Annotated in this window: 13 protein-coding genes; 9 read left to right on the forward strand and 4 right to left on the reverse strand. The window is 72.3% G+C overall.

The genetic code is table 11. The features are described from left to right. Positions 1–96 precede the first annotated feature (96 nt). The gene (locus IEZ31_RS53875) at positions 97–1587 is read right to left on the reverse strand and encodes an MFS transporter (protein WP_229837236.1); all 1491 of its coding nucleotides are present in this window, start codon (positions 1585–1587) and stop codon (positions 97–99) included. A gap of 293 nt (positions 1588–1880) precedes the next feature. On the opposite strand from IEZ31_RS53875, the gene IEZ31_RS53880 reads away from it, so the two are divergent. The 6 genes from IEZ31_RS53880 (at position 1881) to IEZ31_RS53905 (ending at position 9725) form a co-directional block, all read left to right on the forward strand. Continuing rightward, on the forward strand, positions 1881–3623 hold the full coding sequence (locus tag IEZ31_RS53880) for a discoidin domain-containing protein (RefSeq protein WP_190257952.1): 1743 nt from the start codon (positions 1881–1883) through the stop codon (positions 3621–3623). A 525-nt stretch (positions 3624–4148) separates the two neighbouring features. Further along, positions 4149–4571, forward strand: a complete 423-nt coding sequence (locus IEZ31_RS53885; RefSeq protein ID WP_190257953.1) for a MarR family winged helix-turn-helix transcriptional regulator — start codon at positions 4149–4151, stop codon at positions 4569–4571. Next, entirely contained in the window at positions 4568–6253 is a 1686-nt protein-coding gene (locus tag IEZ31_RS53890; RefSeq protein WP_229837238.1) for an MFS transporter, read from the forward strand. Before IEZ31_RS53885 ends, IEZ31_RS53890 begins: the two co-directional genes overlap by 4 nt. 353 nt (positions 6254–6606) lie before the next feature. Continuing rightward, entirely contained in the window at positions 6607–7449 is an 843-nt protein-coding gene (locus IEZ31_RS53895) for a CPBP family intramembrane glutamic endopeptidase (RefSeq protein WP_190257954.1), read from the forward strand. Between the two features lie 142 nt (positions 7450–7591). Next, positions 7592–9049, forward strand: a complete 1458-nt coding sequence (locus tag IEZ31_RS57960; protein WP_229837239.1) for a sensor histidine kinase — start codon at positions 7592–7594, stop codon at positions 9047–9049. Positions 9050–9059: 10 nt separating this feature from the next. After that, positions 9060–9725 (forward strand): response regulator, encoded by a 666-nt coding sequence (locus IEZ31_RS53905; protein WP_229837240.1) that lies wholly within the window; start codon positions 9060–9062, stop codon positions 9723–9725. A gap of 70 nt (positions 9726–9795) precedes the next feature. On the opposite strand, the gene IEZ31_RS53910 is transcribed toward IEZ31_RS53905, so the two are convergent. Together IEZ31_RS53910 and pth2 are read right to left on the reverse strand one after the other, a co-directional pair. Next, positions 9796–10224 (reverse strand): STAS domain-containing protein, encoded by a 429-nt coding sequence (locus IEZ31_RS53910; protein ID WP_190257955.1) that lies wholly within the window; start codon positions 10222–10224, stop codon positions 9796–9798. Between the two features lie 254 nt (positions 10225–10478). After that, the gene (gene pth2, locus IEZ31_RS53915; protein ID WP_190257956.1) at positions 10479–10826 is read right to left on the reverse strand and encodes a peptidyl-tRNA hydrolase Pth2; all 348 of its coding nucleotides are present in this window, start codon (positions 10824–10826) and stop codon (positions 10479–10481) included. A gap of 178 nt (positions 10827–11004) precedes the next feature. Here pth2 and IEZ31_RS53920 point away from each other — a divergent pair, with 178 nt between their 5' ends. From IEZ31_RS53920 to IEZ31_RS53930, 3 genes are all read left to right on the forward strand, one after another. Beyond that, complete coding sequence (locus IEZ31_RS53920) at positions 11005–13218, forward strand: M6 family metallopeptidase (RefSeq protein WP_190257957.1); 2214 nt, start codon at positions 11005–11007, stop codon at positions 13216–13218. Positions 13219–13521: 303 nt separating this feature from the next. Next, complete coding sequence (locus IEZ31_RS53925) at positions 13522–14364, forward strand: helix-turn-helix domain-containing protein (RefSeq protein ID WP_190257958.1); 843 nt, start codon at positions 13522–13524, stop codon at positions 14362–14364. Beyond that, entirely contained in the window at positions 14361–14768 is a 408-nt protein-coding gene (locus IEZ31_RS53930; protein WP_190257959.1) for a VOC family protein, read from the forward strand. The genes IEZ31_RS53925 and IEZ31_RS53930 overlap by 4 nt, the downstream gene beginning before the upstream one ends. Positions 14769–15013: 245 nt before the next feature. On the opposite strand, the gene IEZ31_RS53935 is transcribed toward IEZ31_RS53930, so the two are convergent. Next, on the reverse strand, positions 15014–15862 hold the full coding sequence (locus IEZ31_RS53935; RefSeq protein ID WP_190257960.1) for an alpha/beta fold hydrolase: 849 nt from the start codon (positions 15860–15862) through the stop codon (positions 15014–15016). Positions 15863–16035 lie beyond the last annotated feature (173 nt).

Raw genomic sequence — 16035 nt, forward strand, 5'->3', positions numbered from 1 at the left:
CTCCCGCTCCCGGCCTCTCCCGCTCCCGGTCTCTCCCGGACGCACGATCGCGCCGACCCGGCCGGGGTCGGCGCGATCGGTCCTGGTCGTCGCCGGTCAGCCGGTCGCGCGCGGCCGGGTCGTGACCGCGGACAGCGGTGTGGCGACGTGTTCGAGGGACTTGCCCTCGGCGTCGACGCCGATGACCGCTTCGACCACGCCGCCGATGATCATCACGAGTGCGCCGATGAGGTAGCCGATGAACAGCTTCCCCGGGTCCTCGCCCTCGCCGATGAGCCAGCCGTAGAAGATGGGGCCGATGGCGCCGAAGCACTGCGCGATGGCGAAGAACACCGCGATCGCCTGGGCCCGCACCTCGAGCGGGAAGATCTCGCTGACGGTGAGGTACGCCGAGCTGGCGCCCGCCGAGGCGAAGAAGAAGATCACGCACCAGGCCAGCGTCTGGGTGAACGCGTTGAGCACGCCGGCGTCGAACAGCCAGGCCGAGATCGCGAGCAGCACGCCGGAGAGGATGTACGTGCCGGCGATCATCTTGCGCCGCCCGATCGTGTCGAACAGGTGCCCGAGCAGCAGCGGCCCGGCCAGGTTGCCCAGCGCGAACGCGATCAGGTAGATCGGCGTCTTCTCCGCTTCGACGTGGTAGAACTTCGACAGCACCAGCGTGTACGTGAAGAAGATCGCGTTGTACAGGAACGACTGCGTGATCATGAGCGTGGCGCTGAGGGCCGATCTCGACGGGTACTGCGTGATGAGCACCCGCAGCAGCGACAGGTATCCGTGCGAACGCGACGGCTTGACCTCGATCGCGTGCGCCTCGTCGACCGGCGCGAGGGTCTGGCCGGACCGCTCGACGTCGCGCTCGATCGACGCGATGCTCTCCTCCGCCTCGGCCTCCCGGCCGTGCATGATCAGCCAGCGTGGGCTCTCCGGCAGGTGCCGGCGCAGGTTCCAGATCAGCAGGCCGATGATCGGGCCGATGAGGAAGCCCAGCCGCCAGGAGATGTTCAGCGAGATGTGGTTGAGCAGGATGTACGTGCCGAGCGTGCCGATGATCGCGCCGCCCCAGTAGGTGCCGTTCACGCCGATGTCGACGCGGCCCCGGTACTTCGCCGGCATCATCTCGTCGATGGCCGAGTTGATGGCGGCGTACTCACCGCCGATGCCGGCGCCGGCGATGAACCTGGTGAGGTACAGGAAAATCAGGCCGAACGTGTCGCTGCCCCAGGTCAGCGCGGTCAGCGCGTTGCCCGCCAGGTAGACGCCGAGGGTCACGATGAACAGGTTCTTGCGCCCGAGGGCGTCGGAGAGGCGGCCGAAGAACAGTGCGCCGAACACCTCGCCGAGCAGGTACACGGTGGCGATCGCGCCGACCTGCGTGCTGCTCAGGCCGAGCGTCTCCTGCTTGTTGAGCACGGCGCCGACGGCGCTGGCGATGGTGATCTCGAGGCCGTCGAGGACCCAGGCGGTGCCGAGGGCCAGCACCATCCTCGTGTGGAACGGTGCCCAGGTCAGCCGGTCGATCCGCGCGGGGATGAGACTGCGGATGATGCCGCCGGCTGGCGCTGGGGCGGACTGTGTGTCGGACAAGGGGCACCTCCCTGGGGTACCAGATCTCTCGTAAGGCCCTTCCCCCCATCGGTCCGCTTCAAAACGTGCGGGCTCTTGACGACATGACCGTTGTCGATAAGGTGAGGACCTGAGAGAGCGCTCTCTTGCATTCGCCCGAGACCACGCCCGCCAGCACCGGTCCCCGCCCGAACCGGCGCGTCCCCACCCGGCGCGGCGGCGGTCGACGACGCCCCAACCCACGTCAGGGAGCAGCGCAGATGCCGATGATCCCCACTCCACCCGAACCCTCACCGACCCGACGACGCCGGCCCATGATCGTGAGCGCGCTCTCCGCGGCGGTCGTCACGATCCTCCTGGCCGGCTACGCGGCGTTCACCGTCGGGGTCGCCAACGCCGCCGGGGCGCTGCTGTCGCAGGGCAAGCCGGCCACCGCCTCGTCGAGCGAGAACGCGGCGACGAACCCCGGCTACGCCTTCGACGGCGACCCCGCCACCCGCTGGTCGAGCGCGTTCAGCGACCCGCAGTGGATCCAGATCGACCTCGGCCAGACGGCCACGATCGACCAGGTGATCCTCAACTGGGAGGCCGCCTACGGCCGGTCCTTCCAGATCCAGACGTCGACCGATGGCACGACCTGGACGAACATCTACAGCACGACGACCGGCACCGGCGGCGTGCAGACGCTCGCGGTGTCCGGCAGCGGCCGCTACGTGCGCATGTACGGCACGGCCCGCGGCACCGCGTACGGCTACTCGCTGTGGGAGTTCCAGATCTACGGCTCGTTCGGCGGGAGCACCGGCTGCGGCACCGCCAACGCCGCCCAGGGCCGGCCCGCCACCGCGTCGTCGACCGAGAACGCCGCGTCTCCCGCCTCGGCCGCGTTCGACGGCAACACCGGTACCCGCTGGTCGAGCGCGTTCAGCGACCCGCAGTGGGTCCAGGTCGACCTCGGCTCGACGGTGTCGATCTGCGGCGTCACGCTGAACTGGGAGGCCGCGTACGCGCGGTCGTTCCAGATCCAGACGTCGGCAAACGGCAGCACGTGGACGACGATCTACACCACCACGACCGGCGCCGGCGGCATCCAGACGCTGACGGTCAGCGGCTCCGGCCGGTACGTGCGGATGTACGGCACGGCCCGCGCCACCGCCTACGGCTACTCGCTGTGGGAGTTCGCGGTCCGGATCACGGGAACCCAGCCGCCGACGTCCCAGCCACCGACCTCGCAGCCGCCGGACCAGTTCTGGGGCGACACGGCGAGCATCCCGAACCCGTCGAACGTGGTCATGCTGAAGATCCTCAACCGGACCAACGGCCGCTACCCGGACAGCCAGGTGTACTGGAGCTACAACGGCCAGGTGCACTCGATCGCCGAGCAGCCGTACTTCGACATGCCCGCCAACACCGCCGGCCGGATGTACTTCTACGTCGGCAGCCCGAACAGCCAGTACTACGACTTCATCGAGTTCACCGTCGGACCGGCGGTGTTCAACGGCAACACGACGCGGGTCGACGCGTTCGGGCTGAAGATCGCGATGCGGCTGCACGCCCGCGACGGCTACGACGTGGCCGTCGGTGAGGACGCCGCGACGTTCGCGGAGAGCCGCGAGGCGACGTTCGCCAAGTTCATCGCCGAGGTACCGCAGGAGTTCAAGGTCCTGGCCCAGTCCCAGGCCCCGTACCGGATCATCGCCCCGGGCAGCGATCCGACGTTCCGGGCCGGCGGCGTGAACGCGAACTACTTCACCGCCTACGCGCAGCAGTACGGCATCAACGCCCCGACGTCGGACATCTTCGGCTGCGCCGGCGTCCTGGCCAACGACCCGGCCAACTGCGCCGCGCTCAACCGGCACGTGCGGCAGCTGCCGCAGTCGCAGTGGTCGACGCCGAGCCTGTTCTACCAGGCGGCGCCGGCGAACTACTACTCGAAGTTCTGGCACGACCACGCCATCAACAAGCTCGCCTACGGTTTCCCGTACGACGACTACGCGGAGCAGTCCTCGTTCGTCTCGCACGGCAACCCGCAGTGGCTGCTGGTGGCGGTCGGCTTCTAGGCCATCGGCCCGGCTCGTGCAGGGGCTGGCGAGGAATCCTTCGGCGACCACCGAGGTTCTTCGCCGGCTCCTGCGAGCACACCCGGCGGAGGTGTACGCGGGCCTGCCCGCCTGGTGGACCCGGACTGGACGGTGCGGGTCCGGGTGTTCGGCCACCGCGGCCGGCGCCCGCTGCCCGGCGCGGTCGTGCTCCGGGTGCTCGCCGACCTGCCCGCGCGCACCGACCCGCCCGGCCCGACCTGCGGCCGGACCTCGCCGCCGGAGCTGCTGGTGCGGTGTTTCCTGAAGGACCCGGAAGCATCGCTCGCCGCCGTACCGGGTTTCCACGCGCCGCCGGGTCGGCGTCAGCCGGCGGAGCGAATCGAGGCGCCGCTCACGGACCCGGAAGCCGGCCGGGCACGCGGCGGCCAACCCGGCACTGCCGGTCGAGCGGAGGCAACCCGGCGCTGCCGGTCGAGCGGATGATCGCGCTCCCGGGAGGTACTTCGTATCGTCAGTCTGGGTTTATCAGTCTAGGCTGAAGGTATGGCGATCGAACGTGTCGCCGCCGACCTCCAGGTGGCGGTCGGGCGGCTGGTCCGCCGGCTCCGGCAGACCCACGTCCCCGGTCAGCTGACGCTGTCCGAGGCGTCCGTGCTGTCCCGGCTCGACCGGGAGGGCCCGGCCCCGCCGACCGAGCTGGCCGCCGGCGACCGGGTGCGCCCGCAGGCCATGGGCGCCACCCTCCAGGCCCTGGAGCAGCGCGGCCTGGTTTCCCGCTCCCCCGATCCGGCCGACCGCCGGCGCGTGCTCATGTCGATCACCGACGAGGGCCTGCGGCTGCTCACCGACCGGCGCAGCCTCAAGACCCAGGCCCTCACCGACGCCCTCACGCACCTCTCCGAGGAGGAGCGCGCGCAGATCGCCGCGGCCGCCCGGCTGCTCGAACGGCTGGCGGACGAGCTGTGATCACCGACGTCGCGCTCGACAGCGGTCGCAGGGCCGACCGCTACAAGTGGATCGCGCTCTCCAACACCACGCTCGGCATGCTCATGGCGGCGATCGACGGTTCGATCGTCATCATCTCGCTCCCCGCCATCTTCCGCGGCATCGGGCTGGACCCGCTCGCGCCCGGCAACATCGGCTACCTGCTCTGGATGATCATGGGGTACCTCCTGGTCACGGCGGTGCTGGTGGTCGCGCTCGGGCGCCTGGGCGACATGTTCGGCCGCGTCCGGATGTACAACCTGGGATTCCTGGTCTTCACGATCGCCTCGATCGCGCTGTCGGTCGATCCGTTCCGCGCCGCCGCCGGAGCGCTGTGGCTCATCGGCTGGCGGATCGTGCAGGCGATCGGCGGCGCCATGCTCATGGCGAACTCGGCGGCGATCCTCACCGACGCGTTCCCAGCCCGGCAACGCGGGATGGCGCTCGGCGTCAACCAGATCACCGCGCTCGCCGGGCAGTTCCTCGGCCTGCTGCTCGGCGGTGTCCTGGCGGTGATCGACTGGCGGGCCGTGTTCTGGGTCAGCGTGCCGGTCGGCGTCGCCGGCACCATCTGGTCGTACCGCAGCCTGCGCGAGGTCGGCGAACGCCGGCGAGCCTCGGTGGACTGGGCGGGCAACCTCACGTTCGCGCTGGGAACGGCGGCGATCCTGATCTCGATGACGTACGGCATCCAGCCGTACGGCGGCCACCCGACCGGCTGGACCGCACCGCGCGTGCTCATCGGGCTCGCGACCGGGGTGGCGCTGCTGGCCGCGTTCGTGGTGATCGAGTCGCGGGTCGCCGAGCCGATGTTCCGCCTGGCCCTCTTCCGCGTGCGGGCGTTCGCCGCCGGCAACCTGGCCGCGCTGCTCGTCGCGATCGCCCGCGGCGGCCTGCAGTTCATGCTGATCATCTGGCTGCAGGGGATCTGGCTGCCACTGCACGGGTACGCGTTCGAGGACACCCCGCTGTGGGCCGGCATCTTCATGCTCCCGCTGACCGCCGGCTTCCTCGTCGCGGGACCGCTGTCGGGCTGGCTCTCCGACCGCTTCGGTTCCCGGCTGTTCGCGACGACCGGGTTGCTGCTGGTCGCGGCGAGCTTCGCCGGCCTGTTGCTCATCCCGGTGAACTTCGCATATCCGGCGTTCGCCGCGCTGCTCTTCGTGAGCGGCCTGGGCCAGGGGATGTTCTCGGCGCCGAACACGTCCTCGGTGATGAGCAGCGTCCCACCGGCCCAGCGCGGCGCAGCGTCGGGCATGCGCGCGACGTTCCAGAACGCCGGGACCTCGCTCTCCATCGGCGTGTTCTTCTCGCTCATGGTGGCCGGCCTGGCCCGCTCGCTGCCCGGCACGCTGACGTCGGGCCTGACCGCGCAGGGGGTACCGCCGGGCGTGGCCGCCGACGTGGCGTCCCTGCCGCCGGTGAGCACGCTGTTCGCGGCGTTCCTCGGCAGCAACCCGGTGGAGCACCTGCTCGGCCCGACGGGCGTGCTGACCACGCTGCCGGCCGGCGGCCGGGCCGCGCTGACCGGGCGGGAGTTCTTCCCGTCGCTCATCGCGGCCCCGTTCCACCAGGGCCTGGTCGTCGTGTTCACGGCCGCGACCGCGATGACGCTGCTGGCGGCGGTCGCGTCGTTCGCCCGCGGCCGCCGCGTCGCGTCATGACCGCAGGTCGCGCACCCGCGGGATCACCTGGGTGCCGTAGACCGCCGTGATCTTCTGCCCGCCCCGTTTCCGGGGCACCGACGTAGCGCGCGCCGTGCGGGCCGGTCCCGTGGCGGAACGACGCCTCGGCCGGGATCGGGATCGCGAATCCGTGCGTGCGGCGGACCCTCGTGATGACGGCCGGTGCGGCAGGTGCGTCCGGTGGCCTGCGTCCGTGGCGGGAGCTGCGTGTCCCCCGCGCGAGCTACACGCGAATGTCCACTCAGCGGTGACGCGCCCGGCCCGCCGGCGGCCATAGCGTCGACGGCAGCCGCGCGGCACCCTCGGCCGCGCACCGGTTGAAGGGATCGACGATGACCGAGACTCAAGCGCCGCCGGCGAGACGGATCGGCCCGCGCCTGCTCGTCCTGCTCGTCGTGTTCGCGATCGTGCTCGTGGTCTCGGCCCTGCTGAACTCGGCGGCGGCCGCCAACCCGGTCACTGCCCTCGTCGTCGGGGGCCTGACGGCGACGGGTGGGATCCTGCTGTACCGGATGATCGTCCGCCGTCTCGAACAGCGTCCGGTCACCGAGCTCGACCCCGCCACCCTGCGGCCGGAGGTGCTCCGCGGCACGGCGGCGGGGATCGCGCTGTTCGCGGTGACCATCGGGCTGATCGCGGTGGCCGGCGGCTACCGGGTCACCGGCTGGGGCTCGGTCCCGGCGGCGGTCGCCACGCTGGGCACGATGACCGGCGCCGCGGTGGCCGAGGAACTGCTGTTCCGCGGGGTACTGTTCCGCCTGATCCAGGACTGGGCCGGCACCGCGGCGGCACTGACGGTCTCGGGCGCGCTCTTCGGCGCGCTGCACCTGTTCAACCCCGGCGCCACGGTGTGGGGCGCGGTGGCGATCGCGGCCGAGGCCGGCCTGATGCTCGGCGCCGCGTACACGGCGACCCGCTCGCTGTGGCTGCCGATCGGCCTGCACCTGGGCTGGAACTTCGCCGAGTCGGGCCTGTTCGGCACGACGGTCTCCGGCACGACGGGCACCCACGGCCTGCTGCGCAGCGTCACGGAGGGCCCGGCGGTGCTCAGCGGCGGGTCCTTCGGCCCGGAGGGCAGCATTTTCGCCATCCTGGTCGGCGGCGTGACGGCCGCGCTCCTGCTGCGCCACGCGGCCTCGCGCGGCCGCATCGTCCGGGCCCGGCGCGCCCGATGACCACCCGCCGGGCCCGGACGACGGCACCGCACTCTCGCGCCCCTGCCGCCGCCGCGGCGCCCCGGCATCATGCCGACCTGGCGGTGGGATCGCTCCGCTGCGGCGCCTGCATCCCCGGCCCTGTGCGGGCCCGGCGGCGGCGATGAGCGCGCGCGGTGGCTGGGCGGCGCTGGGCGGTCCGGCCTGGGCGGGCTACGCTGCGGGCGTGCTGCGCCTGCCGCCCCCGGGCCACCGCGCCGTCGCGGCCCTGGCCTGGTGGCGTTCCCGCAGCATGCTGGTGCGCGACGGGCTGCTCGGGATCGCGCTGGCCCTGCTCGCGTTCGTGCCGCCGCTCGCCGCCGCCGGCACCCGCCTGGGCGAGCTGCCGCACCGGCCGGTGGACGCGCTCGCGGTGACCGCGGTCCTGGCCCAGTCGCTGCCGCTCGCGGTGCGGCGGCGGTGGCCGGCGGCCTGCCTGGCCGTGGTCGCGGGCGGGTTCGCGGTGCAGGAGCTGCGCGGCTACGCGTCCGTCGCCGGCGCCGGTCTGCTCGTCGCCGTCTTCAGCGCCGGCGCGCACCAGGAGCGGCTGCGCCGCACGGTCGCGGCGGCGGCGGTGGCCGGCTACGCGGCCCTGGCGGCCGCCCTGCACGCGGCCGGATCGGCGAACCGGATCGGGGACTACGTCCTGTTCTTCGCGTTCCTGGCGGCGGGCTGGCTGGGCGGTGCCTGGCTGCGCGGGGTACGCGCCGCCGAGGCCCAGCGTCGCCGCGCCGCCGCGGCCGCCGCGCGGACCGAGGAACGCGCCCGCATCGCGCGCGAGCTGCACGACGTGATCACCCACCACGTGACGGCGATGGTGGTCCAGGCCGACGCCGCCCAGTACCTCACCGCCGCCCCGGACAAGCTCACCGGCAACCTCACCGCGATCAGCGGCACCGGCCGCCGCGCCCTCGGGGAACTGCGCGACCTGCTGGGCGTCCTGGACCCGGATCGGGACCGGGACCAGGACCGGGATCGGGACCGGGAGCGGGACCGGGATCGGGACCGGGAGCGGGACCCGGATCGGGACCCGGATCGGAACCCGGGCCGGGACCCGGACCGATCCGGCGGCTCTCCCTGGGACCGGGCAGCCGGATCGGTTCAGGGCCGTTCCGACGGCCGAGACGCCGGCCGGACCGCGCCGCGCGGGGAGCTGCCCACCCTGGCCAAGGTCGGCGAGCTGGTGGCGCGGACCCGGGCGGCCGGGCAGCCGGTCGAGCTCGTCGAGGACGGCCACCCGGGCGGCCTGGGCGCCGGTCGGGAGATGGCCGCCTACCGGGTGGTGCAGGAGGCCCTGACCAACGCGCTGAAGTACGCCGCCGGGTGCCCCACCGTGGTCCGCCTCCAGCACCGCCCCGACGGCCTGCGCATCCTGGTCACCACCGCCGGCGACGACGCGCCCGGCCCGGCCGACGGGCACCGGCGGGCGCACCGGCCGGCAGCGGCCGTCGGCGGGGGCGGGCGCGGCCTGGCGGGGCTGCGCGACCGGGTCGAGGTGTTCGGGGGCGAGCTGTCCGCGGGTCCCGGACCGGCCGGCGGGTTCGTCGTCGACGCCCGCATCCCGGCCGGGGAGGTCGCATGAGGGAGGACGCGTGATCCGGGTGCTTGTCTGTGACGACCAGGCCCTGGTGCGGACCGGGTTCGTCACCATTCTCGATGCGCAGCCGGACGTCGAGGTGGTCGGGGAGGCCGGCGACGGCATCGGCGCGGTCGAGCTGGGGCGGCGGCTGCGGCCCGACGTCGTGGTCATGGACATCCGGATGCCCGGGCTCGACGGGATCGAGGCCACCCGGCGGCTGGCCGGGCCCGGGGTGGCGGAGCCGGTCAAGACGCTGGTGGTGACGACGTTCAACCTGGACGAGTACGTGTACCAGGCCCTGCGCGCCGGGGCCAGCGGCTTCCTGCTCAAGGACGCCACCCCGCAGCAGCTCGTCGCCGGTGTGCGGACCGTGGCGGGCGGGGAGGCGCTGCTCGCGCCGGCGGTGACGCGGCGGCTCATCGGGCGGTACGGGAGCCGGGTGCGGCCCGCCGACCCGCCCGGTGCCGGCAAAATCGTGCTCGCGCCGCGTGAGCTGGAGGTGCTGCGCCTCATCGCGGCCGGGCTGTCCAACGCCGAGATCGCGGCCGCGCTCGTCATCAGCGCCGAGACCGTGAAGACGTACGTCTCCCGCATCCTCACGAAGCTCGACCTGCGCGACCGCGTCCAGGCCGTCGTGTACGCCTACCGCAACGGCCTCACGGACGAGGCAGCGGGCTGAGCGGCCGAAGCCGCCGACGCGCGCTGAGCGGCCGAAGCTGTCCGGGCTGCGCTGAGCCGTCCGGGCTGCGCTAAGCCGTCCGGCGGCGGTCCGAGGAGTTCATCGGCCAGGCGGTCGTCGTCGACTGGCCCGGCTCCGGGTCCTTCACGAGCTCGTGGGCGTCGCGCAGCACCGCGGCGTCCACCGTGCGGTAGGTCGGGATGGTCGAGAGGGTGCCGCCCTCACGGAGCGTGTGCACGACCTGCGCGTTCGGGGCGGCCAGCACCAGGGATCCGCCGTGCTCGACGGCGATGCCCGCCGTCACCCGCAGCATCATGACACCCGTGCAGTCGATCACCGGGACCCCCGCCAGGTTGACGACGATCCGCGGTTCGGGCCGCAGCAGCAACTGGGAGAGCGCCGTTTCCAACTGCATCGCGCTCGCCGCGACCAATGCCCCGTGGCAGGACAGCACCGTAGCGGCCGCGAGTCGTTCCACCGCAAGGGTCAGGGCTGCCATGCTTGTGACCCTACGGAACCTCGTGACCGTCCGTGAACCTCTGTCCAGGCGGGAACACCGGCCGTCCGGCCAAGGGCCGCCGGACCGGTCGGCGCGGTACCCCGTCCACCGCGCGGGTGTATTCGGTGGACGATGCCACCCGGTACGCAACCTGATGGCGTCTTCGAGCGTCAGTCCTTCCCCGGGTGTACCGCCGGTGGGCCACCCGCCGGACCCGCGCCGGGCGGGTCCGGGAAGTACTGACGGACAGCGCGCTACAGCAGCGGCAGCGCACCCGTGACCCGGTCCACGTCGGCGACGGCCGCCGGGCCGACGGCGCAGCAGGTCGCGGTGCCGGCGGCCACCTGAGTGCGCCCGGCGTCCTGAATCAGCTGTACCGGCAGACCCGCTGCCTCGGCGTCGGCGCAGACCTGCCGGAGGGCGTCCTCGCCGCTGACCCGCAGGACCACCTTGGGCTGCCCTTCGCGCAGCCAGGTGCGGAACCCGGGCGTCGAGAGGGTGCCCAGCGCGGCGGCGACGGCGGCGTGGGCGACCTGCGCGGCGATCTTGCCCTTCCCCATGTCGAGGTCGGTCCGCACGACGAGGACGAGCTTGGTCGGCACGTGCCGCAGCCTACCCGTCGCGCCGCGCCCTCGAATGCACCCTCGGTTCTTCGATACGACCCCGGCCTATGTTGACCGCGGCGATAGTGTGCCTTGTCAATTTCATCCCGAACCGGCGTGCCCGCCGCTGGCCGCGGCCACCCCGCCCAACTTGGGCACGTCGTCGTAAGGAGGCTCCATGGTGCGGAAACGCCTGGTCACGACCGCGGTCGCCGTCCTCGCCGTACCGGTGCTCGTCGCGCTGCCGGTGTCCCCGGCGGCTGCGGCACCGGTGAAGGCGCCCGCGGCGCCAGGTGCGAGCAAGACGTCCGACACGCGGCACATGACCCGCACGCAGTTCACGCTGGACGGCAAGCTGGTCGACACGTCGAAGATGGCGAAGCCGGCGCGTGCCCGCGCGCTGGCCGCCGCGGAGACCCCGCCGGTCGGCACCGTCCGTCAGTGGCTGGGCTCGGACGATTACCAGGGCCGGCTGTACCGCAAGGACTACGTCCTGCGGGGCGTCGGCGAGCACATCGAGGTCTGGGTCGCGGCCGACACCTCGTTCCCGGCGGGGGACTGCCGCAACGCGGTGCCGAACACCACCACGATCACGGACGCCCAGGTGGCGAGCTTCATCCACGAGTTCGACACCAACATGTACCCCAAGGAGACCGCGGCGTTCTCCACCCCGCCGGACCGTGACGGCAGCAACGCGCTGCTCGGTCCGGACGCCAACGGCAACGGCGGCGTCTACACGGGCGGCGGCAGCAAGACGGTGACGCTGGTCGACAACGTCCGGGACGACAACTACTACGCCTTCCCGGCCAACACGACCTACATCGCCGGTTTCTTCTCCTCGCAGTTCAACGAGCTGTTCGACCGTAACGTCATGACGATCGACGCGTACGACTGGGAGCACCGCACCGGTGCCAACCCGGCCGACGCGCCGTCGAGTGACCTGTGCGTCAGCCGCCCGGCCCGGCCGCGCCTCTACGAGGGCACGTTCGCGCACGAGTGGCAGCACCTGCTGCAGTACTACACCGACCCGAACGAGTCGACGTGGGTCAACGAGGGCCTGAGCGACTTCGCGCAGACGCTCACCGGCTACGTCGACGGCACGCTGACGGTCAACGACAAGGGCGGCGACAGCCACCTGTACTGCTTCCAGGGTTACGGGCCCGTGCAGACTCCGTACAACCCCAACCCACGCGACTGTGGTGGTGCCCAGAACTCGCTCAACCTCTGGGGCGAGGGCGGCAGCGGTGCGGGGGTGCTTGCCGACTACGGCAACGCCTACGAGCTGATGCTGTACCTCTACGACCGCTTCGGTCAGGACATCATCGAGCGGCTGCACCGCGACGGTGACCTGCAGGGTATCGCCAGCCTCGACGCCCAGGTGAAGGCCGAGGGAGTCAAGGGTGGCGCTTACGAGGTCCTGCGGGACTACCAGTCGATGGTACTGCTGGACAAGATCGTCGGCGATTCCAAGTGGGGGATCGTCCTCGGCGCGGACAAGAAGAAGGTGACCTCGAAGAGCCTGCGCTCGACGGTGAACCTCGCGAACCCGCAGTCCTACAGCGTGCCCGGGGCGGCGCCGAACGGTGCCGACTATGTGCTGCTGCAGAAGAACGGCCAGGCCCTGAAGGGTAAGGACCTGCGGTCCTTGAAGTTCTCCGGTGCCTCCACGCTCCCGGCCCTGCCGCTGGCGTGGACCCTGGTGAACAACGACCCCGACCGGGCCGGCAACTCGGTGCTGTTCTCCGGCAACGCGAACAACACCGACGCCGCCGCGGTCATCCCGGTGACCGTGCCCACCGCCAACCCGACGCTGAGCTTCCTCGCGAAGTACGGCGCCGAGCTCGGTTACGACTACGGCTACGTCCAGGTCTCGACCGACGGTGGCACGACCTACACCTCGATCCCCGGTGACCGGACCGTCGCCGCGCCGCTCGGCCCCGGCCTGAACGGCACGACGACCGGTTTCGAGCCGCACAGCTACGACCTGTCGGCGTACGCGGGCAAGCAGATCCTGCTGTCCTTCCGGTACGTCAGCGACGGTGGCGTCAACGAGGGCGGCCTGCTCCTCGACGACATCACCCTCGGCGGCACCGTGCTGAGCGACGGGTCCAGCCTGGCCCCGTTCGACTCTCCCACGGAGATCAAGCCGGTCTCGGTCAAGAACTGGAACCTCAAGCTCGTCGGCATCGACGAGAAGAACTCGCTCGCCTGGCAGTTCGAGTTCAACGGCCAGCCCAACGTGTCGCTGAACTGGATCCAGCTGGCCCTGCTGGCGCTGTTCCCGAAGGTCGTGGCGATCGTCGCCTACGACGAGCCGACGGAGCAGGTCCAGCAGTACGCGCCGTACACCCTGACGGTGAACGGCGTGGTCCAGCCGGGCGGCTCGTCCTGAGGTAACACCCCGGTGTGACCTGGCGCCGGGCGTCCGCGTTGTCTCGCGGGCGCCCGGCGTCGCCGTTCCCGCCTGTTTCCGCCCCGCGCTTTCCACGGGCGCCCGGTATCGCCGTTCCCGCCCGTTCCCCGGCCCCGCGTTCTCCACGGACGCCAGGCGGCGCCGTTTCCGTCTGTTCCCCGCCGTTCCCCGGCCCCGTTCCCATCCCTTCCCCGTTGCCCGCATCCCTTCCCTTGCTCATCGCCTCGTTTCCGCCCGTTTCCCGGCGCTCGGCGTCGGCGTTTCCCCGGTTAGGGTGGTGGGGTGAGCGGCGAGCACGTGTCGTGGCGGCCGGCGCCCGAGGTGCGGGCGTTCGCCGGGGCCTACAGCGGGTACCGGCAGGACGGGCCGCCCGGGGAGCACCGCGGGCTGCCGTCGCCGTACGTCACCGTTGTGTTCACGATCGACGAGCCGCTGCGCATCGCCGCGCACCCCGATCCGCGCACGCCGCCGGGCTCGTACGAGTCGCTGGTGGGCGGGCTGCACACGGTACCGGCGATGATCACGCATGACGGGCGGGGATCCGGGATCCAGATCGCGCTGTCGCCGCTCGGGGCGCGGGCGGTCCTCGGCCTGCCGGCGGGCGAGCTCGCCGGGGCCGACGTCGACGGGGCGGACGTGTTCGGATCGTTCGCCGCCGAGCTGCGGGAACGGGTGGCCGCGGCGCCGACGTGGGTGGCGCGGTTCCGGATCGTCGACGAGATGCTGGCCCGGCGGGCGAACCCGGCCGCGCTGCCCCCGCCAGAGGTCCGCCACGCGTGGCGGAGGCTGTGCGCCCCGGACGGGCCGGTCGCGTTGTCCGAGCTCACCCGGGAGATCGGGTGGAGTCAGCGGTACCTCAGCCGCCGCTTCGGCGTCGAGATCGGCCTCGCCCCGAAGGTGGCGGCGCGGGTGGCCCGCTTCGACCGGGCCCGCCGCCTGCTGATCGCCCACCACGGCTCCTACGGCCTGGCGTCGTTGGCCGCCGACTGCGGCTACTACGACCAGGCCCACCTGACGAGGGAGTTCACGGCGCTGGCCGGCCTGCCCCCGGCCCGCTGGTGGGCCGCGGAGTTCCGAAACGTCCAAGCCCCTGAGGACCTGACCCCGGCAGACTCGCGGGTATGACGAATGACAACATCCCGGAGCCGCAGGTGTGGCCCACCCTGCGGGCCAAGGACGCTCCGGCCCTGATCCGCTTCCTCGTCGACGTGTTCGGCTTCGAGGAGACGGCGGTGTACGGCACCGAAGGTACGGTGGAACACGCGCAGTTGAGCTGGCCGCTGGGCGGCGGCATCATGCTGGGCAGCGACCGCGAGTCGGGCCCCTGGAAGCTGACCCCTGGAACGTTCGGCGCATACGTGGTCTGCAACGACCCGGACGCCCTCTACGCCCGCGCGAGGTCAGCGGGCGCCGAGATCATCGACGAGATGACCGACACGGACTACGGCTCCCGAGGCTTCGCGGTGCGCGACCCGGAGGGCAACCTGTGGTCCTTCGGCACGTACCGCGGCGAGCCCCGCAAGTCCTGACGTCCGCTCCGGCGCGCTGCCCCGTTCCGGGACAACCGGCAGGGCGTCCGCTCCGGCGCGCTGCCCCGTTCCGGGACAACCGGCAGGGCGTCCGCTCCGGCGCGCTGCCCCGTTCTGGGGACAGCCGGCCGGGCGTCCGCTGCGGCTCGCTTTCGCGACCCGCGGGTCTCGTCCGCGTGAACTACCTCGGCAGGGCGGGCGTGGGGCACGGGGGCGGCCAGGACCGGTTTGGCCTGGCCGCCGCCTCACGCTTCGGGCGTCGCCGTATGGGCGAGCAGGGCCGGGACGAAGGTGTCCCAGGTACGCCTCGGAAGTTCGTGCCCGGTGTCCGCCAGCACGAGCAGCTCGGCGGACGGCAGGGCCGCCCGCAGGGCCTCCGCGTGCGGCAGCGGGAACACCGGGTCGCGGTCGCCGTGCACGACCAGGGCCGGCAGGGTCAGGTCGCGCAGGGTGAACCCCTCGGGCACGGACGGGTCCAGCAGGAAGTGGTTGGTCAGGCAGGAGGCGACGTTGGCCGTGCGGGCGACGTCGTGCTCGACCAGGACGCGGGTAGCCTGCTCGTCGAAGGTGCCGCCCGCGTACGCGCCGATCAGCCCCACGACGAAGTCCACCACCGCCGCGGGGTCCGACGGGTCAGGGCCGGGACCACCGACGTACGACAGGAACGACTCCTCCATCCCCGGCAGCTCAGGATCGCCCGGCGTCGTCGACACCAGGGTCAGCGACACCACCCGATCCGGGTGGGACCAGGCCGCCAGGGCTACGATCGCGCCGGCCATCGAGCGGCCGACCAGGTGGGCGCGGCGGATCCCGAGGGCGTCGAGGACTCCCACAGCGTCGTCGGCCAGATCGCGCAGCGCATACGCCGGGCGCCCCGGCGGGTAGCTGACCGAGCGCCCCGTGTCCCGGTTGTCGAAGCGGATCACGCGCCGGCCGCCCGACGCGATCCGCTCGCACAGCTCGTCCTCCCACCACAGCATCGAGGCCGCCGCGCCGTGGACGAGGAGGACCGCCGGATCGCCCGGCTCCCCGAACGTCTCGGCGCACAGGGTGACGCCGTTGGCCTGGAGCAGGAGCTCGTGTTCGTTCGCCATGTGCCGTACAACGCTCCGAGGTCCCCGAACTCATCGGTCCGGCCAGAGACTCGTCCGGGCCCGCCGTGGCCGACGCCGGCACGGTCTCGCTCGATGCCGGCCCAGCGAGCTGCCGCGCGGCCCGAACCAGCTCCGGCACGGTCTCGCCCGGTCCCGGCCCAGCGAGCTGCCGC

The sequence above is a fragment of the Dactylosporangium sucinum genome (assembly GCF_014647515.1).
GTDB classification, from domain to species: Bacteria; Actinomycetota; Actinomycetes; order Mycobacteriales; family Micromonosporaceae; genus Dactylosporangium; species Dactylosporangium sucinum.

Coding starts and splice junctions, on each gene's coding strand:
- IEZ31_RS53920 (WP_190257957.1), top strand. CDS start 11,005: ATGGTGCGGAAACGCCTGGTCACGACCGCGGTCGCCGTCCTCGCCGTA.
- IEZ31_RS53935 (WP_190257960.1), bottom strand. CDS start 15,862: ATGGCGAACGAACACGAGCTCCTGCTCCAGGCCAACGGCGTCACCCTG.
- IEZ31_RS53930 (WP_190257959.1), top strand. CDS start 14,361: ATGACGAATGACAACATCCCGGAGCCGCAGGTGTGGCCCACCCTGCGG.
- IEZ31_RS53895 (WP_190257954.1), top strand. CDS start 6,607: ATGACCGAGACTCAAGCGCCGCCGGCGAGACGGATCGGCCCGCGCCTG.
- IEZ31_RS53885 (WP_190257953.1), top strand. CDS start 4,149: ATGGCGATCGAACGTGTCGCCGCCGACCTCCAGGTGGCGGTCGGGCGG.
- IEZ31_RS53910 (WP_190257955.1), bottom strand. CDS start 10,224: ATGGCAGCCCTGACCCTTGCGGTGGAACGACTCGCGGCCGCTACGGTG.
- IEZ31_RS57960 (WP_229837239.1), top strand. CDS start 7,592: ATGAGCGCGCGCGGTGGCTGGGCGGCGCTGGGCGGTCCGGCCTGGGCG.
- IEZ31_RS53880 (WP_190257952.1), top strand. CDS start 1,881: ATGATCGTGAGCGCGCTCTCCGCGGCGGTCGTCACGATCCTCCTGGCC.